This is a genomic window from Acinetobacter sp. YH12105, from assembly GCF_013419095.1.
Lineage (GTDB): Bacteria > Pseudomonadota > Gammaproteobacteria > Pseudomonadales > Moraxellaceae > Acinetobacter > Acinetobacter pseudolwoffii.
Window position 1 is genome coordinate 24,841 of the sequence record NZ_VPAU01000020.1, and the last position, 25,323, is coordinate 50,163.

At 44.5% G+C, this 25,323-nt stretch carries 21 protein-coding genes; 9 read left to right on the forward strand and 12 right to left on the reverse strand.

From position 1 onward, the window contains the following. Positions 1–99 precede the first annotated feature (99 nt). Both pheT and FTU44_RS12985 read left to right on the forward strand, forming a co-directional pair. Positions 100–2,481: a phenylalanine--tRNA ligase subunit beta gene (gene pheT / locus FTU44_RS12980; RefSeq protein WP_180051034.1), complete on the forward strand. Its 2,382-nt coding sequence runs from the start codon at positions 100–102 to the stop codon at positions 2,479–2,481. Beyond that, positions 2,478–2,774: an integration host factor subunit alpha gene (locus FTU44_RS12985; protein ID WP_180051037.1), complete on the forward strand. Its 297-nt coding sequence runs from the start codon at positions 2,478–2,480 to the stop codon at positions 2,772–2,774. The genes pheT and FTU44_RS12985 overlap by 4 nt, the downstream gene beginning before the upstream one ends. Before the next feature lie 100 nt (positions 2,775–2,874). Here FTU44_RS12985 and FTU44_RS12990 read toward each other — a convergent pair whose 3' ends face one another. The 3 genes from FTU44_RS12990 to trxA all read right to left on the reverse strand — a co-directional run bounded on the left by FTU44_RS12990 (position 2,875) and on the right by trxA (position 5,482). Beyond that, positions 2,875–3,162 carry a hypothetical protein gene (locus FTU44_RS12990; RefSeq protein ID WP_004647530.1) on the reverse strand — a complete coding sequence of 96 codons (288 nt, stop codon included), beginning with the start codon at positions 3,160–3,162 and terminating at the stop codon, positions 2,875–2,877. Positions 3,163–3,564: 402 nt separating this feature from the next. Beyond that, entirely contained in the window at positions 3,565–4,833 is a 1,269-nt protein-coding gene (rho, locus tag FTU44_RS12995; protein ID WP_005095808.1) for a transcription termination factor Rho, read from the reverse strand. 322 nt (positions 4,834–5,155) lie between these two features. Further along, positions 5,156–5,482, reverse strand: a complete 327-nt coding sequence (trxA, locus tag FTU44_RS13000; protein ID WP_004278266.1) for a thioredoxin — start codon at positions 5,480–5,482, stop codon at positions 5,156–5,158. Between the two features lie 259 nt (positions 5,483–5,741). Here trxA and ppx point away from each other — a divergent pair, with 259 nt between their 5' ends. From ppx to FTU44_RS13025, 5 genes are read left to right on the forward strand one after another with little or no spacing between them, the layout of a single operon-like run. Continuing rightward, a complete protein-coding gene (gene ppx, locus FTU44_RS13005) occupies positions 5,742–7,262 on the forward strand; it encodes an exopolyphosphatase (RefSeq protein WP_074384073.1) in 1,521 nt (506 codons plus the stop codon). A 30-nt stretch (positions 7,263–7,292) separates the two neighbouring features. Continuing rightward, positions 7,293–8,117, forward strand: coding sequence for an acetyl-CoA carboxylase carboxyltransferase subunit alpha (locus FTU44_RS13010; protein WP_005095813.1), 825 nt, complete (start codon positions 7,293–7,295; stop codon positions 8,115–8,117). Next, a complete protein-coding gene (gene tilS / locus FTU44_RS13015) occupies positions 8,054–9,430 on the forward strand; it encodes a tRNA lysidine(34) synthetase TilS (RefSeq protein WP_180051040.1) in 1,377 nt (458 codons plus the stop codon). The genes FTU44_RS13010 and tilS overlap by 64 nt, the downstream gene beginning before the upstream one ends. A gap of 2 nt (positions 9,431–9,432) precedes the next feature. After that, on the forward strand, positions 9,433–10,272 hold the full coding sequence (gene proC, locus FTU44_RS13020) for a pyrroline-5-carboxylate reductase (protein ID WP_005095818.1): 840 nt from the start codon (positions 9,433–9,435) through the stop codon (positions 10,270–10,272). Between the two features lie 19 nt (positions 10,273–10,291). Next, positions 10,292–10,861, forward strand: a complete 570-nt coding sequence (locus FTU44_RS13025; RefSeq protein ID WP_005095820.1) for a YggT family protein — start codon at positions 10,292–10,294, stop codon at positions 10,859–10,861. A 303-nt stretch (positions 10,862–11,164) separates the two neighbouring features. On the opposite strand, the gene polA is transcribed toward FTU44_RS13025, so the two are convergent. Continuing rightward, positions 11,165–13,927: a DNA polymerase I gene (polA, locus tag FTU44_RS13030; protein WP_180051043.1), complete on the reverse strand. Its 2,763-nt coding sequence runs from the start codon at positions 13,925–13,927 to the stop codon at positions 11,165–11,167. Positions 13,928–14,088: 161 nt separating this feature from the next. Between polA and FTU44_RS13035 the strand changes: the two genes are divergently transcribed. Next, the gene (locus tag FTU44_RS13035) at positions 14,089–16,797 is read left to right on the forward strand and encodes a DUF2339 domain-containing protein (RefSeq protein ID WP_180051046.1); all 2,709 of its coding nucleotides are present in this window, start codon (positions 14,089–14,091) and stop codon (positions 16,795–16,797) included. 47 nt (positions 16,798–16,844) lie between these two features. Here the strand turns inward: FTU44_RS13035 and FTU44_RS13040 are convergent, their stop codons facing one another. Beyond that, the gene (locus FTU44_RS13040; RefSeq protein ID WP_005095828.1) at positions 16,845–17,768 is read right to left on the reverse strand and encodes a mechanosensitive ion channel family protein; all 924 of its coding nucleotides are present in this window, start codon (positions 17,766–17,768) and stop codon (positions 16,845–16,847) included. A gap of 9 nt (positions 17,769–17,777) precedes the next feature. Continuing rightward, positions 17,778–18,557 (reverse strand): hypothetical protein, encoded by a 780-nt coding sequence (locus FTU44_RS13045; RefSeq protein WP_167381259.1) that lies wholly within the window; start codon positions 18,555–18,557, stop codon positions 17,778–17,780. 144 nt (positions 18,558–18,701) lie between these two features. On the opposite strand from FTU44_RS13045, the gene gspE reads away from it, so the two are divergent. After that, on the forward strand, positions 18,702–20,189 hold the full coding sequence (gene gspE, locus FTU44_RS13050; RefSeq protein WP_005172539.1) for a type II secretion system ATPase GspE: 1,488 nt from the start codon (positions 18,702–18,704) through the stop codon (positions 20,187–20,189). A gap of 49 nt (positions 20,190–20,238) precedes the next feature. Here gspE and FTU44_RS13055 read toward each other — a convergent pair whose 3' ends face one another. The 6 genes from FTU44_RS13055 to FTU44_RS13080 all read right to left on the reverse strand — a co-directional run bounded on the left by FTU44_RS13055 (position 20,239) and on the right by FTU44_RS13080 (position 24,777). Continuing rightward, on the reverse strand, positions 20,239–20,631 hold the full coding sequence (locus tag FTU44_RS13055; RefSeq protein ID WP_100355709.1) for a DUF4951 domain-containing protein: 393 nt from the start codon (positions 20,629–20,631) through the stop codon (positions 20,239–20,241). Between the two features lie 174 nt (positions 20,632–20,805). Further along, a complete protein-coding gene (locus FTU44_RS13060; RefSeq protein ID WP_005095836.1) occupies positions 20,806–21,231 on the reverse strand; it encodes an organic hydroperoxide resistance protein in 426 nt (141 codons plus the stop codon). Between the two features lie 105 nt (positions 21,232–21,336). Then, positions 21,337–22,164 (reverse strand): carbon-nitrogen hydrolase family protein, encoded by an 828-nt coding sequence (locus tag FTU44_RS13065; RefSeq protein WP_074384078.1) that lies wholly within the window; start codon positions 22,162–22,164, stop codon positions 21,337–21,339. A 20-nt stretch (positions 22,165–22,184) separates the two neighbouring features. Beyond that, on the reverse strand, positions 22,185–22,703 hold the full coding sequence (gigB, locus tag FTU44_RS13070) for an anti-anti-sigma factor GigB (RefSeq protein WP_004647542.1): 519 nt from the start codon (positions 22,701–22,703) through the stop codon (positions 22,185–22,187). A gap of 112 nt (positions 22,704–22,815) precedes the next feature. Further along, positions 22,816–23,784, reverse strand: coding sequence for an RsbU family protein phosphatase GigA (gene gigA, locus FTU44_RS13075; protein WP_005095839.1), 969 nt, complete (start codon positions 23,782–23,784; stop codon positions 22,816–22,818). A gap of 102 nt (positions 23,785–23,886) precedes the next feature. Beyond that, positions 23,887–24,777: a VacJ family lipoprotein gene (locus tag FTU44_RS13080; RefSeq protein ID WP_180051049.1), complete on the reverse strand. Its 891-nt coding sequence runs from the start codon at positions 24,775–24,777 to the stop codon at positions 23,887–23,889. Between the last annotated feature and the right edge of the window lie 546 nt (positions 24,778–25,323).

Genomic DNA, 25,323 nt, shown 5'->3' on the forward strand with positions numbered 1-25,323 from the left:
GAAAGGAGAGGTACTCCACGAAATAAATGGGGTTCTCCCCCTTAGAAAAGGGGGAGTCAGAGGGGGATTCTAGAGATTTGAATTACAGGTTTTATATCAATGAAAATTAGCGAAAATTGGCTACGCACATGGGTCAACCCAGCCATCGATAGCGAAAAACTTTCTGATCAATTGACTATGTTGGGTCTGGAAGTCGATGACTTATCTCCTGCAGCGAAACCCTTTACTGGTGTTGTCGTTGGTGAAGTTTTGACTGTAGAACAGCATCCAGATGCTGACCGTTTACGTGTGACCACTGTCAATATCGGTTCAGATGAACCATTGCAAATTGTATGTGGTGCGCCAAACGTACGTGCCGGCATGAAAGCGCCAGTTGCGACCATTGGTGCAGTACTTCCGGGCGATTTCAAAATCAAGAAAGGCAAGCTACGTGGTATCGAGTCACAAGGCATGCTGTGCGGCGCTTCAGAAATCGATTTGGAAGATAAAATCGATGGTCTGTTAGAGCTGCCTGCAGATGCACCAGTAGGTATGAACATCCGTGAATATCTGGATCTTGATGATAACGTGATTGACATCAGCATTACACCAAACCGTGGTGACTGTTTCAGTATTCGCGGGATCGCACGTGAAATTGGTGTGATTAACCAGCTTCCGGTGACTGCGCCTGAAATTAAAGAAGTTACTGCAACTATTAGCGACGAAAAGAAAGTCGTTGTGTCAACTGAAGGCTGCCCACGTTACTTAGGTCGTGTGATCAAGAATGTGAATACCAAAGCACCAACGCCTGAATGGATGGAGCGTGCATTGGCACGTTCAGGTATCCGTCAGCACAGCATTCTGGTCGATATTACCAACTATGTATTAATCGAGCTTGGTCAACCGCTACATGCATTTGATGGTGGTAAAGTGCAAGGTGCGGTACATGTACGTCAAGCGACGGAAGCTGAAAAGTTAGTTTTGCTCAATGAACAAGAAGTTGAACTCAACGAAAAAGTGATGGTGATTGCAGATGATGAAAAAGCATTAGCCATTGCTGGTATTATGGGCGGCTTGTCTTCAGCAGTCAGCGATGCAACCACTGAAATTTTCCTGGAATCAGCATTCTTCGCGCCACTGCATATTGCCGGTCGTGCCCGTAGCTTTGGTTTACATACGGATGCCTCACAACGTTATGAACGTGGTGTGGACTTTGAATTGCCATTAATTGCAATGCACCGTGCATCTCAGCTTATTTCTGAGCTGGCTGGCGGTGAATTTGGACCAATCACCGTGGCGGAAAAAGCTGAACTTTTGCCAAAACGTGATGCGATTGAATTAAACCAAGCTCAAGTCGATCAGTTATTAGGTTATAAAGTTGAAAGCGACTTTATTACTGATGCATTGACACGCCTTGGTTGCACGGTGACGGTAAAAGCAGAAGGCGAATGGTCTGTAGTTCCGCCATCACATCGTTATGATATGGCGATTTATCAGGACTTGATTGAAGAAGTTGCACGTATTCATGGCTATGACAACATTCAAATCAGTCTGCCTGTGATTGATGTGAAGTTGGCGAAATACCAGGATCAGTTTGAACTGGGTCAATTACGTCAAACGGCGGTGACTTTAGGCTATCAAGAGGCGATCAGTTTTAGCTTCGCTGACTTGAAGCTTGAAAAGCAACTTAATTCCGGTGTGAATCCATTAGCATTAGCAAATCCAATTTCAAGTGATTTGGCTGTCATGCGTTCTACCTTATTGTCTAGTCTGATCCCTTGTGTTCAGTACAATGTTAATCGTCAGCAAAGCCGTGTACGCTTCTTTGAACTGGGTTTACGTTTTGACTATCAGGAAGCCAGCAGCATTCATGATTTAAAACAGATTCCAACCTTTGCGCTGATTGCAACCGGTTCACGTCATGTTGAATCTTGGCATGCTAAACCTGCTGCAATGGACTTCTTTGACTTTAAAGGTGATGTAGAAGAAATTCTGGCTGCCGGCCGTGTCAAAGTAGAATATGTACGTTCAGAGCGTAGCTGGTTACACCCAGGTCAATCCGCAGAAATTCTCGTGAATGGTCAATCAATTGGTTACCTAGGGCGTCTACATCCTTCTCTGGAAGACGAGCTTGATCTGGCAACGACTTGGGTGGCAGAATTGGATCAAACGGCTGTTTTGCAAACTTATGTATCTAATTTTACAGAATTATCACGTTTTCCATCGGTTCGACGTGATATTGCGCTTTTAATTAGTGATAAGATTAATGTTAGCGAAATTCAGGGACTTATCGAAAAAACAGGTGGGGAGCTTTTAAACTCGACGTGGTCATTCGATGTGTACACTGGACAAGGAGTAGAAGAAGGGAAACGCTCACTGGCATTTGCACTTCTCTGGCAGCATCCAAGCCGTACACTGGAAGATGCTGAAATTAAATCAGGTATGGATAATATCCTTCAAGTGTTAGAAAACACTTACCAAGCGACATTGAGGGCTTCATGACAGCACTAACTAAAGCAGAAATGGCTGATCATTTAAGTGAGCTCACGAGTTTAAACCGTCGTGAAGCAAAACAAATGGTTGAGTTGTTTTTCGATGAGATTAGCCAAGCGCTGATCTCAGGCGAACAAGTAAAACTTTCGGGTTTTGGTAACTTCGAGTTGCGTGATAAGCGTCAACGTCCAGGCCGTAATCCTAAAACGGGTGAAGAAATTCCGATTTCTGCACGCCGTGTGGTGACCTTCCGTGCGGGACAGAAGTTCCGTCAACGTGTGGGAAATGAGCAGATCAGCTGATCTGCTTTTTTAAATTCTGTTATTTTTCTAAATTTCAGTTTTTAAAATAAAAAAAAGAGAGCCCAAGGCTCTCTTTTTTTGTACTGAATAATCTAAAAGATTATTGAGCAGCAGCTTCAGAAGCAGCAGTAGCGTCAGCAGCAGCGTCAACAGCAACAGCAGCAGCAGCGTCAGCTTCAGCAACAGCAGCAGTTTCAGAAGCAGCAACTTCAGAAGTAGCTTCTACAGCAGCAGCGTCAGCAGCAGCTTCAGCTTCAGAAGCAGCTTCTACAGCTTCAGATGCAGCTTGGTTAGCGTCAGCAGCAGCGTCGTCAGCTTTTTTAGCACAACCAACGAAAGCTAGAGTAGTAGCAACTGCAGCAGCAATAGCGATTTTTTTGAATAACATGGCATCACTCTCTAAAAATTGAGATTAAAAAAAACCTAAGTTAGTCTGTTAAGTGCTTTTATTGTTCCTAATTGTGTTAGGGACTAACAACGCAGGAGCAGTCTAACTGGTCTGCAAATATGCTATCACTGCGCCTTTTTAATTGCTACTAGCAAGACTCAAAAAAGTACTGAAAAATGCTAAAAAATCATAAGTTTTTAACAGAAAATAACAATGGAATGAAACATTTAGATTGGAGAAAGGCTTGTTAAGTTTTTAAAAGTTATACAATTTTTAATTTGATTATTTTATTAATCAAAAACTTAAAAATAAGTTTACATAAATGAGGCTCGATTGTTTCATTGTGTAATTTATGTCAACCTAAAAAAAGGCCACCGCTTAGGTGACCTTTCATTTGAAATTTTAATTCGAGGCTTTGCGTTTCATCTGATCAAAGAAGTCATCATTGGTCTTGGTTTCTTTCATACGATCCAGTAAGAACTCCATCGCTGCCAATTCATCTTGAGTATGCAGCAGCTTACGCAGAATCCAGACTTTGCGCAGATTGTCTTCTGACATCAGGCGTTCTTCACGGCGAGTACCAGATTTCTTGATATTCATCGCAGGGAAGACACGTTTTTCAGCAATACGGCGATCCAGAGTAATTTCCTGGTTGCCTGTACCTTTGAATTCTTCGTAGATCACTTCATCCATCTTGCTGCCTGTTTCAATCAGGGCAGTAGAGATAATGGTGAGTGAACCACCTTCTTCAATATTACGTGCAGCACCGAAGAAACGTTTAGGACGTTCTAATGCATGCGCATCTACACCACCGGTCAAAACCTTGCCTGATGAAGGAATCACCGTGTTATACGCACGTGCCAGACGGGTAATCGAATCCAGTAGAATCACCACATCTTTTTTGTGCTCAACCAGACGTTTGGCTTTTTCAATCACCATTTCAGCGACTTGAACATGACGTGCAGGTGATTCATCAAAGGTCGACGCAACCACTTCACCGCGAACGGTACGTTCCATTTCGGTGACTTCTTCTGGACGTTCATCAATGAGAAGCACAATCAGAATAGCTTCTGGGTTATTACGAACAATCGATTGCGCAATACTTTGCAGCAACATGGTTTTACCGGCTTTTGGCGGTGCCACAATGATTGAACGTTGACCTTTACCAATCGGTGCCACCAAGTCGATCACACGTGTGGTTAAATCTTCAGTGGTACCATTACCGAGTTCCATCACCAGCTGTTCAGTCGGGAACAATGGGGTCAAGTTTTCGAATAAGATTTTATTACGTGAATTTTCAGGGGTGTCGTAGTTAATCTGATTAACTTTAAGTAAGGCAAAATAACGTTCGCCTTCTTTTGGTGGACGAATAGTGCCAGTAATGGTGTCGCCAGTACGTAGGTTAAAACGACGAATTTGAGAAGGACTGACATAGATATCGTCAGGGCCTGCTAAATAAGAACCTGCGGCTGAGCGTAAAAAGCCAAAACCATCTGACAAAATTTCTAGAACGCCATCACCAAAAATCTCTTCGCCATTCATTGCATGACGTTTTAAGATGGCAAAAATAATGTCTTGCTTACGGTTACGAGCCATACCTTCAAGGCCCATAAACTCGGCAATCTTGATGAGTTCGCCAATCGGTTTTTTCTTGAGTTCGGTTAAATTCATAGGTGGTCAGATAGAATCAAAGTTCTGAGGTACAGGTTAGAAAGGGAGTAACATTCGGCCGCATACAAGCATTCAAACGAAAGCAATTGAATTTGCAAAAGAACAATTCAGAGATCTGTTTGAGTGTTTCAAAGAAAAATGTGAAAAACAATTTCTATTGCCGAGCGGCATCTTATGTAATGTGTCTTGTAAGAAATTGGCAGGATTTAAGATCCTTTATCTCTTGAGTAGCAAATATAAGAGAAAATGTCGGCTTTGTCAATTTATAGCCGAAAAAAATACGCGATTGTCAGTCGCGTATTTTTTACTGAAAATGCTGGGCTTAGATATTGTCATCAATAAACGCAGTCAGTTTAGATTTTGGCGCAGCACCCACTTGAGTTGCAACAACTTCACCATTTTTGAACATCAACAAAGCCGGGATATTACGGATGTTGAAATTTACGGCAGTTTGTTCGCAAGAAGTTACGTCAACTTTCACGATTTTAACTTTGCCCTGGTATTCATCAGCAAGCACTTCTAGTACGGGTGCAATTGCTTTACATGGTGCACACCAGCCCGCCCAGAAGTCGACCAGTACAGGTACGTCTGATTGAAGAACGTCTGCTTCGAAGTTTGCGTCAGTAGTGTTTACGATGTTGCCAGACATGGAATGTGCTCCAGATTAATATTTTAAAGATAACTAATTATTAGTATTACATAGCCATCTTTAACAATGTAGGGGAATCTGTAAATTTTCAATGCTTAATGTTATTTTGTCTAATGGATGATCACGATAGTGATGATCGTGTCCTACTATTGTTCCCGATATAAAAAGAATCATGCATCAAATTGTCGCTACAAATGGCTTTTAAATTGCATGCATGTGAATTACTCTAAGCACAATTCGTTAAAGGTTTATTTCCGGAATGTCTGACTTTTTGATTGATGAAGAATTACTTGCCGCCATCGATATGGGATCAAATAGCTTTCATTTGGCCATCGCACGTGTAGATCATGGTGAAGTTAAAAAAGTGGCATCAATGTCAGAAAAAGTTCAGCTTGCCGCCGGACTCGATGAAAATAAAAATTTAACCGAAGCTGCACAGCAACGGGGTTTGGCCTGTCTGGCACGTTTTGTCGGACGTTTAGGTGCAGTTCAGCCAAATCGTTTACGGATTGTGGCGACCAATGCCTTGCGTCAAGCCAAAAATGGGCATGAATTTATTCAAAAAGCTGCAGAAATTCTACCCAAGCCAATCGAAATTATTGCCGGCCGTGAAGAAGCCCGTCTGATTTATCTCGGGGTTTCGCATACCATGGCCAACAGTGGTCGTCGTCTGGTGGTTGACATCGGTGGCGGTTCGACTGAGCTGATTATTGGTGAAGAGTTCGAGCCGATTCATACTGAATCGGTGCAGATGGGCTGTGTCGCCTTTACCAAGGCTTATTTTCAGGATGGTGAGATCAGTGCCAAAGCTTTTGATAAAGCGGTTACTGCGGCGCGTAAAGAAATCTCCGGAATTGCCAATACCTATAAAGAAGCCGGCTGGGATGCGGTGGTCGGTTCCAGTGGCACGATCAAGGCCTGTCGTCAGATTTGTATCAATATGGGCTGGAGCAATGACAAAGAACAGCTCACCCGTGAAGGCCTGGAAAAACTCAAAGACAAACTGCTCAAATATAAATATGTCTCGGATATGGAATTCGAAGGTCTCAAAGAAGACCGCCGCGCGGTATTGCCGGCTGGGATTGCCATTCTCTATGCTGTGTTTGATGTGCTCGGAATTAATCATCTGGTTTATTCGGATGGTGCGCTGCGTGAAGGCGTGATGTATGACTTGCTTGGCCGTTTCAAGCATGAAGATATCCGTGATCGTTCCGTACATGCCCTGATTGGTCGTTATAATGCCGATGCCAAACAGGCCGAGCGTGTGGTCCAGACTGCACAAAAACTGTTTAATGACGTGGAACATGAACTGGGCCTGACGATAGAGGATAGCGATCTGTTACGTCGTGCTGCCTATCTGCATGAGATTGGTTTGGCGATCAGCCATAGTGGTTATCATCGTCATGGTGCCTATTTATTACAACACTCGGATATTGCCGGTTTCTCACAAGTCGACCAAAATCATTTGTCACATTTGGTCGCACACCATCGCCGCAAATTGCGCGTTGATGCCAAGCATGATGTGATGAAAGTCGGTGGATCGAAACTTTTATGGTTATGTTTGCTGCTTCGTCTGTCGGTTTTGGTCAATCACAGTCGTAGTGATGAGATGCTTCCTGCCATTGAACTCAAGGTTGAAAATGCGCAACAATGGCAGCTCAGCGTGTCTGGTGATGCCCGACAATGGCCATTGCTGGTGGCTGAACTGCATGATGAACAGCAGCAATTTAAAAATTGGGAGATTGAACTCTCGATTCAATCCGAACAGTTTGTTAATTAATACCTTTATAGGGATGAAAACGGTTAACCTATGAAAAATAAAGCGACTCCATCAAAAGCATGGGCGACAGTGCAGATTGCGCGTCATCCGGAACGTCCACAATTTCTGGACTATGTGGGTGAAATATTCACTGAATTTGATGCTTTACATGGTGACCGCCTATATGGTGATGATGGTGCGATGATTGGTGGTCTGGCTCGTTTTGATGGTCAACCGGTGATGATCGTCGGTCAGCATCGTGGTCGTAGTACCCGTGAAAAATTACAGCATAATTTTGGCATGAGTAACCCTGAGGGTTATCGTAAGGCGCAGCGTCTGTTAGATATGGCTGAACGTTTTAATCTGCCAGTCTTCACCTTTATTGATACCATGGGTGCTTATCCGGGAGTTGGTGCAGAAGAACGTGGTCAGGCAGAAGCCATTGCCACCAGTCTGGCGCAGCTTTCTAATTTGAAAGTACCGGTGATTGCAACTGTACTCGGTGAAGGCGGTTCAGGTGGCGCACTGGGTATTGGTGTGGCAGACCGTGTGGTGATGCTGTCTCACAGTATCTATTCAGTGATTTCACCTGAAGGCTGTGCATCGATTCTTTGGAAAACTGCCGAAAAAGCCGAACAGGCCAGTGAAGCCTTGGCGCTGACTGCAGAAAAATTGCAGAAAATGGGCATTGTAGAATATGTGGTGGATGAAGGTGAGGGCGCTCATTTAAATCCGGATCATGTCATGAACAGCTTGAAAGCAGTGTTGAAAGAAGCTTTGAATGAACTGCAACCAATGGAAGCGCAAGCACGATGCGAAGCACGTTACCAACGTTTAATGAAGTTTGGCAGCGACAATTTAGGTCTGGTTTCTTAAAACAGCTGCAGGGCTTTCCTGCAGAGACAAAATTTCTCATCGGGTGCAGTGGCGGCGTGGATTCTATGCTGCTACTGCATCTGATGTTTTTTTTATGCCCGGAAAAAGTTCGGGCGATTTATGTCGATCATCAATTACAAGTTCTTAGTGCAGATTGGGGCAAGTTCGTGGCAGATCGATGCCAGCGACTGAATATTCCCTGCATCATCCAGCCGGTTCAGGTCAAAAATGGCAATCTGGAACAGCAAGCGCGTCATTGCCGTTATCAGGCTTATTTACAACATTTGCAAACGGATGAAATTCTGGTGCTGGCGCATCATCAACAGGATCAGGCAGAAACCTTAATGCTGCGCCTATTATCTGGTGCTGGCGTGGATGGTTTGGCGGCCATGAAACAGGTTGATGTACGTGAAAATCTCACCATTTGGCGGCCACTGCTGGATATTTCCCGTGAACAGATTTGCCAATGGGCAAAACACTTAAATATTCAAAATATTGAAGATCCGAGCAATGCTGATACCCATTATGACCGGGCCTGGGCACGCCAGACCTTGTGGCCAGTTTTGAGTGAACGTTATCCGAAAATGCAGTCTGCGCTGGTACGCACCAGTGAACTGATGCAAGATGCCCAGGAAATTTTGCAAGAAGTATTACAACAAGATTTACAGGCGTGTGGAACCGATACGCAACTTGATTTGTCTAAACTTCTACAATTGTCAAGATCACGGCAACGCCAGTTACTCTCCGCCTGGATGAAAGGCGAAGCGCAGTATCGCCCCTCTTTAGATATGGTCGAGCGTCTGCAACGCGAGGTAATTCATGCCAAACCCGATGCGCAGGCGGCCTTACACTGGAAAGATTATTACTATGTACGCTATCAGCAGCAACTATATCGTTTGACAGAAGAGGTTTATTTGGCCGAGCAGCAACAGCTTCAAACTGGCCTAAAAACCTTGAAAATTGCGTTAAAAGATCATGTGCAGGTCTTGTCCGGAAAATATGTCATTGAATCTGCAAAGGTGGGTTTATCCGCAGCATTATTGCAGCAGCCCTTATACTTGCAGCAGCGTCAGGGGGGTGAAAAGATCCATCTCTATGGTCGTGTTGGCGCCTGGCCGCTGAAAAAAGCCATTCAGGAAGCGCAAATATTTCCTTGGGTTCGGCATACTATTCAAATATTAAGCACAGATAATGTTATGCTAGGCGTGTTTACCCCTAAAGGATTTTGGTTGGCCCAATCTGCATATTGTGAAGCAGGGGGATGGCTGCCGATTTCGGTTTCTTCAACTTTAGAACTCAACAACGAGCATTAAACATGAGTGCAGCTTTAAATTGTAATATTAGTTTTATTGGTGGCGGTAATATGGCCCAAGCCTTAATTGGCGGCCTGATTTCGCGTGGTTTGCCAACAACACGTATTACAGTTTCTGATCCGGTCGAACAAGTCCGTGCCTTACTTGCGGAAAAAGAAATCAATGTGACCGATGATAATAGCGCTGCAATTCAGGATGCAGATATTGTGGTGTTTGCGGTAAAGCCTCAAGTTTTGGCACAAGTGTTACAGCCTTTAAAAGGTCTGGTCAATGATAAGCTGATTATTTCCATTGTTGCCGGTGCGGAAATAGCGACATTGGCAAGCTTATTGGGGACAGCGCGTATTGTACGGGTCATGCCGAATACGCCAGCCTTGGTACAAACCGGGGCGCATGGTCTATACGCCCACGAAGATGTAGAAAATAGTGACCGTGATTTGGCCAGTCAGGTTTTAGCCTCTACGGGCTTGACCATTTGGGTGAATTCAGAAGCGCAAATTGATGCGGTGACTGCCGTATCGGGTTCGGGGCCGGCTTACTTTTTCTATATGATGGAAAGTATGATTCGTGCGGGCAAAAATTTAGGGCTGGATGAAAAAGTGGCTACGGCGCTGACCTTGCAAACGGCTTTAGGTGCGGCACAAATGGCGATCACCAGTTCGAACACCCCAGCCGAGCTGCGTAAAAATGTGACCTCTCCAAATGGAACGACACAGGCAGCACTTGAAGTCTTCGATCGCGCCCAGATTTCTCAAAATATTCAGGCCGCACTTGCTGCTGCACAAAAACGCAGTCAAGAACTGGCACAAGAGCTCAGTGAAAGCAGCAAATCTTCAGTTTAATTTTTAGGAACGTTCAAGTATGGGTGCAAATTCTGCGCTAATTTTTGGCATTATCATTAACGTCGCGATTTTGCTCGTATTCTTCCGATTTTTAATGCAATTGGCTGCTGTCAGCCCCTACAATCCCGTGGTTCTTTCGACTGTAAAAGCCACTAAAATTGTAGATGTGTTTGGTCGAATTTTCCCAACTTTGGCCAAAGGCCGTGTCAATACTGCCGCTTTGGCATTATTGGTGGTACTGTATTTGCTGAAAATTTTCGGCATGATGTATCTCTCTGGTGGCATGCCGAATGGTCCTGTGCATTTACTGATTTTGACCTTTGTCACCATGATGCAGGACTTGATCCGTTTCTGTCGTTATTTGATTTTCGCTACGATTATCTTAAGTTGGGTGGTGATGTTTACTCAGTCTCGTTCACCGTATATTGAAGTGGTTCAGGAGTTGGCTGAACCATTGCTGGCACCTTTCCGTAAGATTATGCCAAATATGGGGATGATTGATCTCTCTCCAATTTTTGCTATTTTAACCTTGATCATCATTGAAATGATCATGAACCAGGTGGCAATTGTATTGTTGACCGGTCTTTAATTGGATTCAAATAAAAAGGACGCTGAGGCGTCCTTTTTATTTGCGCCTCCTTTTTCTAAAGGGAGGTTGGGAAGGATTTAAATCTCCCCAAACCCCTCTTTTTCAAAGAGGGGCTTTACCTTACATCTTCCAACTCAAAATTATGGACTTCAAGAAAGGCATAGGAATAAGTAAATGAAAGTTCCTCTTCCTTTGGGATGGGGAGCATTGCTTCGTAAGGGAAGAGGGGATTAAAACTAACCTGCATCCCCTTGCCGAATATATGCCTCATCTCCTATAGGGAGGAAGGGGCTTAGAGACACATTAATGCGCCTCATCCCAGTTTTTACCTTTACCGACTTCAACCACCAACGGTACAGAAATCTGCAATACCGATTGCATGACTTCAGCCAGTTTCGGTGCCAATTCATCGGCAATAGCTTCATCGACTTCAAACACCAGTTCATCGTGGACTTGCAACAGCATTTTGGCCTGATCTTTTGGCAACATCTTGTCGACTTCAATCATTGCCATTTTAATGATATCTGCAGCCGAACCCTGTAGTGGGGCATTAATTGCAGCACGTTCTGCTGCTTTACGCACCATCATATTACGAGCATCAATATCCGGTGTATATAAACGACGACCAGAAACGGTTTCGACAAAACCTTGATCGAGTGCCACCTGACGGGTGCGTTGCATATATTCATAAATCCCCGGATAACGATGGAAATACTGTTTAATGTATTCTTGTGACTCTTGACGAGTAAAGCCTAACTGACGGGTTAGACCGAATTCAGACATGCCATAGAGCAGACCAAAGTTCACGGCTTTGGCTTGGCGACGTTGATCATTTGTCACCTCTTCAAAAGCGATGCCCAAAACTTCTGCTGCAGTACGACGATGCACGTCCTGACCGTGATTAAAGGCATGTACCAAGGCTTCGTCTTGGGAAAAATGCGCCATGAGGCGTAATTCAATTTGTGAATAATCGGCAGCGAGCAGCACACGACCTTTCGGTGCTACAAAAGCTTTACGAATTTGACGGCCAATTTTTTCGCGAATGGGAATATTTTGTAAATTTGGATCTGTTGAAGATAGACGACCCGTTGCAGTCAGCGCTTGATGATAACTGGTGTGCACGCGGCCACTGTCATTATTGGCCTGTTTGCATAAACCATCGGTATAGGTGCTTTTCAGTTTAGACAGGCCACGATATTCCAAAATCAATGCGGCAATCGGATGATCCAGTTTTTCTAAAATACTTTCACTGGTGCTGTATTGGCCAGTCGAGGTTTTTTTGCCGCCTTTGAGGCCCAGCTTATCAAACAAAATTTCACCGACTTGTTTTGGTGAGCTGACATTAAAACTTTGATCTGCTAATTCAATAATCTGGTTTTCCAGATTCTGAATGGTTTGTGCAAATTCTTCACTGAGCTGGTCAAGGAAATGCACGTCTAACTGAATGCCATTTTCTTCCATTTTCGTTAATACACGTGCCACCGGCATTTCAATGCGATGCAAAAGCTGACTTAATTCAGGATGGACTTTGAGTTTTTCATCCAAAACTTCATAAAGACGATAAGTGACATGAGCATCTTCAGCAGCATAATGTGCAGCGGTTTCCAGCGGAATCTGGTTAAAGGTTTTCTGTTTGGCTCCTTTACCGGCAACTTGTTCATAGGTCGTGGTCAGATGGCTCAAATACAGACGCGCCACATCATCCATACCATGACGGGTTGCCACAGAATTCAGCACATATGATGCCAGCATGGTATCAAAATACCAGCCTGCCAAATGAATACCATGGTTTTCCAGTACATGCGCATCATATTTCAGATGATGACCAATTTTCTGTACACTGTCATCTTCCAGAATCGGCTTGATCTGTGCCAAGATGACTTCACGATTGAGCTGTTCCGGTGCGCCTTCATAATCATGGGCCAAAGGAACATAGTAAGCATCGTTGGCATCAAAGGCGACCGAGAAGCCGACAATCTGCGCGATACGATAATCCAGACTGGTGGTTTCAGTATCAAAGGCAAAACGTTTTTCGCTACTTAAGCGCGCAAACAGCTTGTCCCAGTCCTGCTGGTTTAACACACTATGATAGGTTGCTTGACCTAGCTGATCATCGCCACTGGTCACAGAAGCATGATCTTCTTTGGTGTCTGGCAGAGTTGCCGGTTTGGCGGTAATGGATCTTGCCGCCTGTTTATAATTTGAATGATTCGGGTTGTTTGGGTGATCTAAGGATTGTAGCTGATTACGAAATTCCAGCTCGGTGTACAAATGACGTAAGGTCTCGACATTCGGCTCACCCAGTTTTAAATCGTCATAACCAAAGTTAAGATCCAGATCGATCACAATACTGGCCAGTTGATGGTCCAGTGCAATGCCCTCCACATACTCTTTAATATTTTGACCAACTTTGCCTTTGATCTTGTCGACATTTTCTAAAATGCCGCCAATCGAACCATATTCGGTTAGCAGTTTTGCCGCGGTTTTGGCACCGACACCCGGCACGCCCATGATGCCATCAGAAGCATCGCCCATCAGGGTCAGGTAATCAATAATCTGATTTGGCCAGACGCCAAACTTTTCAAACACGCCATCGACATCCAGCGGTTTTTCTTTGAAGCTGTCTTCCAGGGTCACTTTGTCTGTGACCAATTGCGCCATATCTTTATCACCAGTCGAAATCAGCACCTGATGTCCCAAGGCTTCGGCACGTTTGGCCAATGTTCCGATAATGTCATCGGCTTCGGCACCCGGTAAGGTATGCAGGGGAATACCCAGCGCACGAATCAAGGCATGCAAATAAGGAATCTGTTCGGATAATTCCGTCGGCATGCTCGGGCGGTCACCTTTATAAATCGGTGAAAGCTCATGCCGGAACGTCGGTTCTGGCGTATCGAAAATCACCGCCATATGGGTCGGTTGGATCCGACGCATCAGTTTTTGAATAGCAGAAATCGCACCACGAATTGCATTGGTATGTAAACCGGTTGACGTGGTTAATGGTGGCAGTGCATGAAAGGCACGAAATAAAAAGTAAGAGCCATCGACCAAGACAAATGGTGGCATGTAATCAATTCCTTATTCAAAATACAGCGCTATTGTACGTGATTTTTACTGCGCTCGCTGAGGCGAGTCTGAGTTTACAGCTTAGCGAATATCGGCTGAAGATGAAATAAGCAGCACAAGCTGTTGTATGATGGAATGATTCAGGAAAGAGAAAGATAAGAATGGCTGCAGGACGCAATGAGTTACGCATGATCTGGCTGATTACTCTGCTAATTGTCGGGATCAGTGCCTGGTATCTGGATTATCAGATTGTGACTTATCTGTGTGGTGTGGGTTTTCTCTTCAGTGTGATGCAATATGTCAGCGCAGTAGAAGCCCCGCTACAGCAACTGGCTGCACAGCAGCAGAGGTCTCTGGAACGCAATTCGAAAGTTCCTTTATATGTCTCTTCAATTATTGCCATTGTCGGTGGGCTGGCCGAGCTTGACTGGTTGATGGGCATCGGGATTACCGCCTGGGTGTTCTTTTTACTCCGATGGCTGCAACGTCTGGAAGGGCGCTTGATACAGTTACAGTCGCAATCTTATTCTGCCGATCCACCACCCTCGACACCACCGAACTGGTCTGATGCTGCACCTGTGACTGCTCAACCGGCTCTAAATTCTCAGTCCACGCCTAATCTCATCGATCAAGTGCAGCGCTGGATCTTTCAGGGCAATCCGGTCTTAAAAGTCGCCATTAGTATTTTAGTGATCGGGGTTATTTTGTTGCTGCGTTTTGCCACCGAGCACTGGCAGCTGAGTCTGGCTGCTAAATTAGGTCTGGTTGCGCTGGCCAGTTTGTTTGTAACAGGACTGGGCTATCGGCTGATTCCTAAAAACCGCAGTTTTGCTTTGGCGCTGGAAGGATTAGGTTTAGGGAGTCTGTTCCTGACTTTATTCTTTGCCTATTACAATCTGGTGATTCCAACCCTACCGCTGGCAGCATGTGTATTTATCATCATTTTGGCAATGACGCTGTATTTAAGTCTGAAACAGGAAAGTATCGAACTGGCCATAATGGCTTTGCTGATTGCTTATCTGGCGCCGTTTACCTTGCCAATCCGAGATGCTTCCGCTGTTGAGCTGATCAGTTATTACTTGCTGATTAATGTCGGGGTGGCAGTGCTGAGCAGCTTCCGCCCCTGGAAAGTTCTCAATCAGATTGCCTTTTTAATTACGGCGATTGTCGGTGGAATGTATAGCCTGATTCATGGTGATACTCATGAGCGTTATGCCATGACTGCGCTGATTCTGGCGCATAGTGCGCTGTTTATCTGGCTGGGTTTTCGTTTTAGCCAGTTGCTGGCACGACAGGATTTGTCCCGTTTTCAGCTAAAACCGGTACTCGACTTGGCCTTGATTTTTGCCGCACCGATTACTGCTTATATTTTTCTGTATCTGATTCACTTTAATCAGCCCGATCAAAAACTCTGGCAAGCCGGTCTAAGTCTGTTGTTCGCAGGGGTCTTTGCCACTTGTTGGACTTTATTGCGCCAAAAACAAACGATTCAGCTTATTTCACAAAGTTATCTGAGTCTGATGCTGATTTTTCTGGCACTGGTGCCACCGATCTTATTGACCGAACAATGGAGTGTGGTTGGTTGGGCTGTGGAAGGGGTACTAATTTATCTGTGGGCCTTAGAGAAAAATGTCCGGGTGGCGCATTATTTAAGTATGGGCTTATTGTTGATGGCCGGATTTAGCAGCCTGTATTATCTGGTCGAAATCAATCCCACACCGCGGATGATTTTCTGGATTTTGAGTCTGTGTTATGTGGCAGTGGTGGCGATCAGTCAGCTTAAAGAAAAATACCAGCAGCAACTGGATAGTCTGAGTGTCAGTTTTTTAAGTACTTTAAGTGTTGCAGCCAGTTTAATGCTCTTTGCCTTGCTGGAAGATGAATTTTCGAGTCAGCATGCCTATGTGTTGAGTTTATTCATCATCACACTGGGCTATGTGCTGTTGAATGAAATGATTCTGCGCAAAAATCAGCAATGGTCCTGGTTGCTACCGAAGTGGAGTGGTATCTCACCCTTGCTGGTCATTGCAGTGATTTTGACACTGGATCGCAGTCAAAATGCGGTGATTGTCTGGGATAGCGGTCTGGAGCGCGGGGTTTTTGCCCTTTCGGCGATGCTATTAGCGATTCTGTGGCTCAGACCGCTGGCTGGTTTGCAGCTATCCAAAGAATGGATGAGTTTGGGCGTTTTTAGCAGTTTGGCTTTGGCCAGTCTGTGTCTGATCCCGAGCATGCCTTATTTCAGTATGGTGATCTTACCTTTATTGTTTTGCCTGTGGTGCTATCGACAGGACCTGCAATCAGGCTGGCAGCAGCTTTGGCAAACCAAGTGTTGTTTATTGCTGATGGCCACTTGGCTGGTATGTTCACAGTTATTTAGTCAGCAAGCATTCCAGTATTACTGGTTGCCGATTCTGAATCCTTTTGACCTGATCAGTATCGCCATGTTTGCCAGTTTTATCTGGATGCTGTTGCAACAGATTAAGGTTGGCCGTGATAAGGGCATGATCGCAGTCTTGATGGTGTTGAGCCTGTTATGGCTTTCCAGTTATATGGTTTTAAGAGCTTTACATGTGTATTTACACACGCCGTTTAATGATATGGAGCTATGGGGTAATGCGACGGTGCAACTCAGCTTGACTGTACTTTGGGTATTGCTGGCCTGGATCACCATGTGGACGGCAACCTTAAAAAACCTGAAGCCGATGTGGATTTTAGGTGGCAGTATTCTGGTGGTTGTGACCTTAAAATTGGTGCTCTTTGACCTGTCGCATATTGGCACCCTGACGCGAGTCATTTCCTTCTTGCTGGCAGGTGGGGTGATGCTGCTGATTGCCTATATTGCACCGATGCCAGAGAAAACTGATTGAATCCTCTCCCTAAGCCTCTCCTTTAAAAAGGAGAGGGAATCGAAGGGTTATTTTAGATCAGGCTCTCTTTTGAGGGCCTTGTCATTGGCGTATTGGTCAATATCAACATTCTCTAAGGGGCGAGATAATGGATGGTCGACAAAGCCCATTTTCGGCACTGGAATTTCAATCTGATTATCGACAAAGCCATTACGAATCCGTTCCTGCATTTCATCGCGTACTTTCAGATAATTTTCCTGCTGGCACCAGATCGCAAATAACAACTCGATGGATGATTCACGAAAGGCGGTAACGGTGACTGCAGGTTTCGGGTCAGCCAAAACTAATGGATACTTATTGGCGACATCCAGCAGCACTTCTCGTACTTTAATAATATCTTCGTGGAAATTGATCGCCAGCGTAATCGGAATACGCCGTATCGGAAATTTTGACAGGTTCTGTACCGGTGCCCGAATCAGCTGTTCATTCGGCAAACGTACATAGATATTATCCTGCGTGAGGAGTTTGACTGAAAGCAGGTCAATCGAAATCACTTCACCTTCAATGGTATGCCCACGAATCAAGGTGATTTGAATAGTATCGCCGACTTCGAAAGAACCCTCACCAATCAGGAACAGACCGCTGATCAGGTTGGATGCCGAGGTTTGTGACGCAAAACCCAAGGCTACGGTGAGAATCCCGGCAGCCCCGAGGAAGACACTCAGTTTAAAACCGGCTTCTTTCAGGCTGGCCATTACAAACAGCAGGAAAATAAAATAGAAAATCCCGCGGCGCCAGACCAGCTTCTGATGGGCATTAAAACGTACACCAATGGTCCGAATAAAGGTATTGGAAATAAAGCGCGCAATCAGGAAACCAATAAAACATAACACCACCGCGACCAAAATTTCGGTTAAACGGTCGGTATTGATATTGGTAAATACTCCCTTCAGGCTGTTGGTGACTTCGGTCGGAATATTTGAACTTGGCATCAGACGCCCTTAGAAAAATGAATCAAACATATTAAATAAAGCGCCCGCCGGATCACGCGGTGGATGCAGATAGGCGACTTCACCGGCATTTGGCGGGGTACGGTTCTCCACCCGAATACGCGGTGGGCGGTCCGAACCTTCATGCAAGACCCGGATTTGCGAGGTCCATAAGCGCCCGGTACTTTCACTGTAAAATAACGGCAGGGCAGGCACCGGGACATTCATCCGGTCAAAGCGCAATTGCTGGTTACTGGTATTGTGAAATTCAATCGGTGTAACCGCACGAAAAGCGCGTGGATGCAATTGTTTCAGTTCAGTTCTGCCATCGACTGCAGTGGCATAGCAGATTTCACCTGAGCGATGATTCGGCCCAAACCAGGTGTCTTTTGGCAAGATCACCGGGAGATCAAAAATTGGTTCGCGCTGCCCCTCGACAAAACCAGCAATCCATAAGGGCGTGCTGATATAAAGCGTACCACGTTGTCCGGCAGGAATATAAATCGGATCAACCGGCTTGATCACCACCGAACGGTTTGCCAAACGTGGCATCAACTGTAATTTATTTTGGGTGGATTTGAACATATAACGTTCAATGTGCACCGGCGCTGGAAAGGCAAAGTTCGGATCATCAATCTGATGCCATTGCTGCTCATAATCATATTGCACCACAGGACGATAGTATTCCAGTCGCCATTCCTGAATGCCTCGAGTCAGACGAAACAGCAAGGAACCAAACTGCCAGGCTTTGGATTGATTTATTTCAAAAATCTGTTCTCCCCACCAGCGCATTTTCGCTGTATTCGGGATTAATTCATCTTTATCTTGCGGCAATGTTGGCACCCTTTCTTGCTAAATCTTTGAAAACATACTTCACGCTGTCATATGCTTAGAGTACACTCAATTTAAATTTTTTCATCATTATTATAATCCGCGATGCAAGTACTTAAACAATTACAAATCCCATATAGCTTCGCCAAGCGCCATGGTGTGCTGTTGCGTTATGAGGGAGATCAGGCCTTTATTCTGCGTCGTGACAATACCTCGATGCTTGCATTGCAGGAAGCGCGCCGTCTGCTCGGTTATCCGGCTCATTTTCAGCTGTGCAGCGAACAGGAATTTAACCAGTTACTCAGCTCCAGTTTTGCCGGAGATAGCGGCGAATCACAACAGGTGGCTGCGGGTCTGGAAGATCATCCGGATTTACTCAGTCTGGCCGATTCCGTACCTGAAGCTGAAGATCTGATGGATCAGGAAGATGATGCGCCGATTGTACGACTGATCAATGCATTATTGTCTGAAGCGATTCGGGTCGGGGCTTCCGATATTCATATTGAATCTTTTGAGAAAAAACTGTCGGTACGTTTACGGGTCGATGGCCAGCTCCGTGAAATTGTCCAGCCACGCCGTGAACTTGCGCCGCTTTTGGTCTCGCGGATTAAAGTCATGGCCAAACTGGATATTGCGGAAAAGCGTATTCCACAAGATGGTCGTATTTCCTTGCGTCTGGCCGGACGTGAAGTCGATGTCCGTGTATCTACTTTGCCATCCTCTCATGGTGAGCGTGTGGTGATGCGTCTGCTGGACAAGCAGGCCGGTCGTTTAAATATGACCCATTTGGGCTTGATGAATAATGACTATGATCGACTGAAAACTCTGGTGCATCGTCCACACGGCATTATTTTAGTCACTGGTCCCACCGGTTCGGGTAAAACCACCACCTTATATGCCGCACTTTCTGACCTGAATGATGGTTCCAAAAACATCCTCACCGCTGAAGATCCGATTGAATATCAACTGGAAGGTATTGGTCAGACCCAGGTGAATACCAAAGTGGATATGACCTTTGCACGTGCCTTAAAAGCCATGCTGCGCCAAGATCCTGATGTGGTGATGGTGGGTGAAATTCGTGATCTGGAGACCGCAGAAATTGCGGTGCAGGCCTCCTTGACGGGGCATCTGGTGTTGTCGACCCTGCATACCAATACCGCGATTGGTGCTGTCACGCGTTTGAAGGATATGGGCATTGAGCCGTTCCTGCTTTCAAGTTCCCTGATTGGGGTAATTGCCCAGCGTCTGGTCAGAACGTTATGTCCGCATTGCGCGACCTGGCATGAAGCAGATGCTTTTGAAAAGAAACTGTTTGAAAATATTGAACATCCACAGGATTTAAGACTGCCGCAACCACAGGGTTGTGAGCGCTGTGGCAATACTGGTTTTAGTGGGCGTACTGCGATTTATGAAATTGTGCCCGTCGATGATCATATGCGCCGTCTGGTTCATGGCAATGCGGCCGAATACGAAATAGAAAGTTATGCACGGCAGCAATCCGGTTCGATTCGGGATGATGGTCTGCGCAAAGTTTTGGCAGGGAAAACTACCATTGAAGAAGTATTACGGGTCACCAATGAAGCAGCAGAATAATTTTTTAATCTGCTGCTTTTAATGACTTATCCTCAGGATATCTGGATATTTACCAGAGGCTGACGATTTTTTTCATCAGTTGGGCCCGAAAAGGTGCAGTCGGATTGCCCGGATTCCGCTGAGTTTCATTTTCATAGAAGGTCTGCCAGGCCTGCGCCATTTCTAAAGTAACCCCATCCTGTTTCATTTTTTCAACATCGGCTGTGGTGACACGCTGGAAACGGACTTCGGCATCTTTGGGGCCAGCACCCCAACCAATGATACCTTTACCAAATTCAGGCAGAATCATATTGTTGGGTGTTGCAGGAATGGGCAGACGTTCAATCCCGGCATTAACTACAGATTTTACTTGGGGGCGAACTTTTTCTGAAATTTGCAGCTCTGCAAAAGAGGCAGTCGCAATGCTGAACAGGAGAGAACTAGAAATAAATAATTTGAACATGGTGACTTAAAATAAATCATTGCAAATAAGAATCATTATATATAAGTATTAAGATTTTTGCTTTTGTTTTGAAAAGAGAATTTGTTTTTAAGGGAAGATGCAGCGATTAAAATTTTATAATAGCGCTCTAGCTATCCTGAAGCATTTTTTCAGGATAGCGGTTGAATCGAAAAATTAAGTAATGACGTTTAAGTTCACATCAATATTATTGCGGGTTGCATTTGAATACGGACAGACAATATGCGCGGCATCTACCAGTTTTTGCGCTTCTTGCTGATCCATACCTTCAAGATGGATATTTAAAGTCACCTCAATACCAAACCCGGTCGGAATTGGACCAATTCCTACATCACCCTCGATATAAGCATCTTTACTCATATTCAGTTTGTCACGATTGGCAACAAATTTCATCGCACCCAAGAAACATGCCGAATAACCTGCGGCAAAGAGCTGTTCAGGGTTGGTTCCACCACCAGGTCCCCCCATTTCTTTGGGCACGGCCAATTGTACATCTAAAATCTGATCGTCAGAGGTGGCGCGGCCATCACGACCACCTGTGGCTTTGGCATGTGCGGTATAGACGGCTTTTTCTAATGACATGAGCTTAATCCCTATTTATTGTTCATGGAGCTTCTATGCTCGGCGATTTTGCCTGAAGAATAAGCAGGGATTTTGTTAATTTATGCAAGTATCCGGGCAGGTTTCTTAAGAAAGTTGTAGCAGTTTACGATGTTGCATTAAAGGCATGGATTCACGGATTTTTTGCTGTTCACTTAAATCAAAGTCCACCGTAATCAAATGTGCGCCATCAGCATGGATCATATTCAACAGTTGGCCGCGGCTATTGGTGGCAGCTGCATGCCCCCAAGTCTGACGTTTTTCACCATGCCAGCCTTGTTGAGCAGCGCCAAGTACCGAACACTGGCTATCCATGGCACGGGTTTGCAGCAATAACTGCCAGTGCATTTCACCGGTGGTATAGGTAAATGCAGAAGGCGCAGTCAGCAGGTTTGCACCCTTAGCACGTAAGCTTAAAGCCAGTTCTGGAAAGCGCAGGTCATAACAGACCATCAAGCCGATATTGCCAAAAGGAGTCTTGGCAACGACCACCTCTGTACCAGGCTCAAAGAATTTGGACTCCTGATAACCACCGACAGCATCGCCGACTTGTACATCAAATAAGTGAATTTTGTCATAACGCGCTTCGGTTCGTTCAGGACTGATACACAGACTGACAGTACGCACCCGGCCATCTTGAATGATTGAACCATCCGGACGATAAGGGCAGGGCAAAGTCCCGGCCACAATCCAGGTTTGATATTGATGGGCAAGTTGTTCCAGACGTTGTTGAATGACTTCAAATTGTGCAGCAGTTTCGCGTTGTTTGCCTGCTGCGAAACAGACGAAATTTTCCGGGAAAACAATTAACTCAGCACCATTGGCCTTACTTTGTTGAATTAAAGACTCAATCTCCACAAAATTGGCGTCAATTTCATTTTGAGAATTCATTTGTGCAACAGAAAGTAAAGTCATGCGGTCCTCTTATATAGTCGTTATACCTTTTGCTCGGAGATTTTATCTAAATTGTCTTGCTCTTTCTGTAACTGTTTGACTAAAGGTTCAAACATATTCTGGTTGCTTTGATTTAGCTTCATCAAGGTTTTATGCGCATCCAGAACGGTATTTAGCATATTTTGATGCGTGACATGTTCTTCCATCAGCGCACGGGTGCAGACATTCGGATCGCCACAATAATTCAGAATCACAAACACCTGGCTCAGTCCCATACTGTTGGCCAAAGTAGTAATGTCGGAATTGGTGGAAAGCATAACAGCCTGAATATTATGTACTTGCTTGAGTTTCAGTCCTAACTTGGCCAAAACACCCAGTACGGTACTGTCAATAAAACTGGTTTCGGTGAGATCAACGATAGCGCCAACTACGTTGTCCTGCTGTTCAATTTTGTTCAGTAATTTGTCTAGACTAATACAAGATTGGGCACGCACTTCGCCGATAAGCTTAAAAATATGCGTTCCATTCAGACTTGCATATTCAACATGACCTGTTGACATATAAATGCCATTTGCAGAGAAGGATATTAAATTATCCCATAGGGTGTATTGATACTCAAGTAGCTGAAAGTGGTAATCAAATTAAGTGCTTATAAAGTCTGTAAATATACTGCTAATTTACGCGGATAAAGCTTAAAAAGGCGATATCGTCGGCCACATGTTCTGGAGCCTGAAATGACTCATTCTGCAAGTGATGTAATAATTGTGAAAATTGCTCATTTAATCCACCATCAAAGGGTTCCAGTGCACCATCTGAACAGATAATAAAACGGGCATTAGGGCTTAATACCCATTCGTTTTCTTCAACCTCAAGCTCTTCGGTCAGGCCTAAAGGGAAGCTGCTGGTAGAGAAAATCTTAGGTTCTTGATTGGGTTCAAATATAATCGGTGGGGGATAATGTCCGGCACTGGACCATTTCAATACATGGGTTTCCAGATTTAAAATCCCGGCAATCATGGTGATGTGCTTTTCAATATTTTCCTGCATTAGCATGCCGTTAAGCTTTTTAATCAGCTCTCGCGGCGTTTTGGAGCGACCGTGAAAAGCCGCCATCCAGGACGTGAGTAAACTACTGGTGACGCCATGTCCAGATACATCGGCCAAATAGAAAATCACTTCTTTGTCGCTAATTTTCCAGTAATCATACCAATCTCCAGAAAGATAGGCTGAAGGCTGAAAATAAGTTTCGACCTCATAATTGGTCAGTTTAATCGGGTTGGGTAACAATCTTTTTTGTAGTTCTGCCGCAGAAGGCAGATCACGGCTATCCTGGTTACGTTTATATTGCGCATCAATTTTTTGCAGCGCCAGGTCAGGATTTTCAGGAAGTTTATTCCAGATCCAGCCTGCCAGCGCCCCTTGCTCCCAAGCCTGAGCCAACGCTGTGCCTTCATGCTCTAAGGCCAGCACAATGGTAGGCAGATTCCACTTATATTTCAGATAGTCATGTACATCTGCAATTGCGATAATCGTAGAATCATACAGCTCATGATCATCCAGATAGATCATCTGAATATGCGGAAGCGTATCAAGTACCTGATCTAAATAGGGAATATCACGAGTCGGTTGAATGAAATACATAAAAAAGTGATTCGATCTCAGGGTTGGTTATACGATGTACTATAACAAGCAAGGTATTGCTAGCGAACAGATTTCACTAGCAATCATACATCAAGCATGAACTTAAAGATCTTCTTCTGAAGATTCAATATTGTTCTCATCAAAAGGTATATCTTCAGAACTATCTTCTTCGAAGTCATCTTCTAGGAATAGGGTATCTTGTTCTGTACCTTTCTTTTCAGCAATCGCGTAATTGGTGCGTTGCAAGTAAATATCCCGAATCTGGGCATAACGATCACCGGTCAGCACCCCTTCAACATCCAGTATTTCCGAGCGGTTATCAATGGCACGCCAGAACTGGTCGGTCCAGTAAAGCCCATCTTCATCTTCGAGAAGATATTTTTGTGGGCGGGTTTGACTATCTACAGCAGTACCAATCACCCCACGCACTGAACTTGGGCCTAAAAATGGCAACATAATATAAGGACCAGACGCAACACCATAATAACCCAAAGTAGTTCCAAATCTCTCGTCTTCATGACTTAAACCAAGGCGACGTGCCGGATCAGCCAAACCTAAGGTCGTTAAAGTATTAATGGTAAAACGTCCCAAGGATTTTGCTGCGCGGGTCGGACGACCCTGAATCAGCTGATTGACCACATTCCAGGGTTCACCCAGGTTATTACGGAAATTGGTGTAGCTACCGCGGACATCCTGTGGAACTTTCTCAACATACTGAACAGCTATAGGACGTACCACAGTACGGTCAATCGCATCATTAAACTGATAAATCTTTCTATTTAACGGTTGGAAAGGATCTTTGACTTCTTCAGCCTGTGCTGCACTGGCATCGACTTTTAGCTGTGTCTGTAATTGTTGTGCCTTGGCCGATATTTTGGTTCTGAGTGGCGTTTTCAAAGATTCATTTTCCACAGCCGTGTTGACCTCTGCGAAAACATGTACGCTTGATACTAGAGAAAATAAGCATATAGATAAGTAAATAGAACGATGCATAAGGAAACCCGAGGCCTTGTCTGAGTAAGGAGCACTACTTATTAGTATAAAAATAATAAACGTTATATTCACGAATAGACATCATTTAAGCAAATTTGTATAAAAAATGAATGAAAATACACAAAAAGAGTAAAAAATGTACATGCAAAATGATTTTCTTGAAAAAGGTGTTGCAAGCGCTCTGAAATCCTGTAGAATGCACATCCATCGGCAGTGATGAAGATTAAAACTTCTGATAAAACAGTAACTTAGCACGAAGTGTTAAGATTAGGTTTTGTTGGATAAGTTTAAATTAATTTAAATTACGGATTGACACTTTAGAAATTCAGTGTAATATAGCCGACCTAGCTTGATGCTGACGAAGCATCGAGAAGATCATTAAGAGCTTATGAAGAACAACTTGTGTGGATTTTTACTGGTTGATCGATCGAAATTATTTTCATTGATTGATGGTAGAAATGACTCGAAGTTTATTTGAGAAATATTTGTCAGAAAATTGATGAGCCAAGATTGGTGTCCTTTAGGCACTACTGATTTTAAACTGAA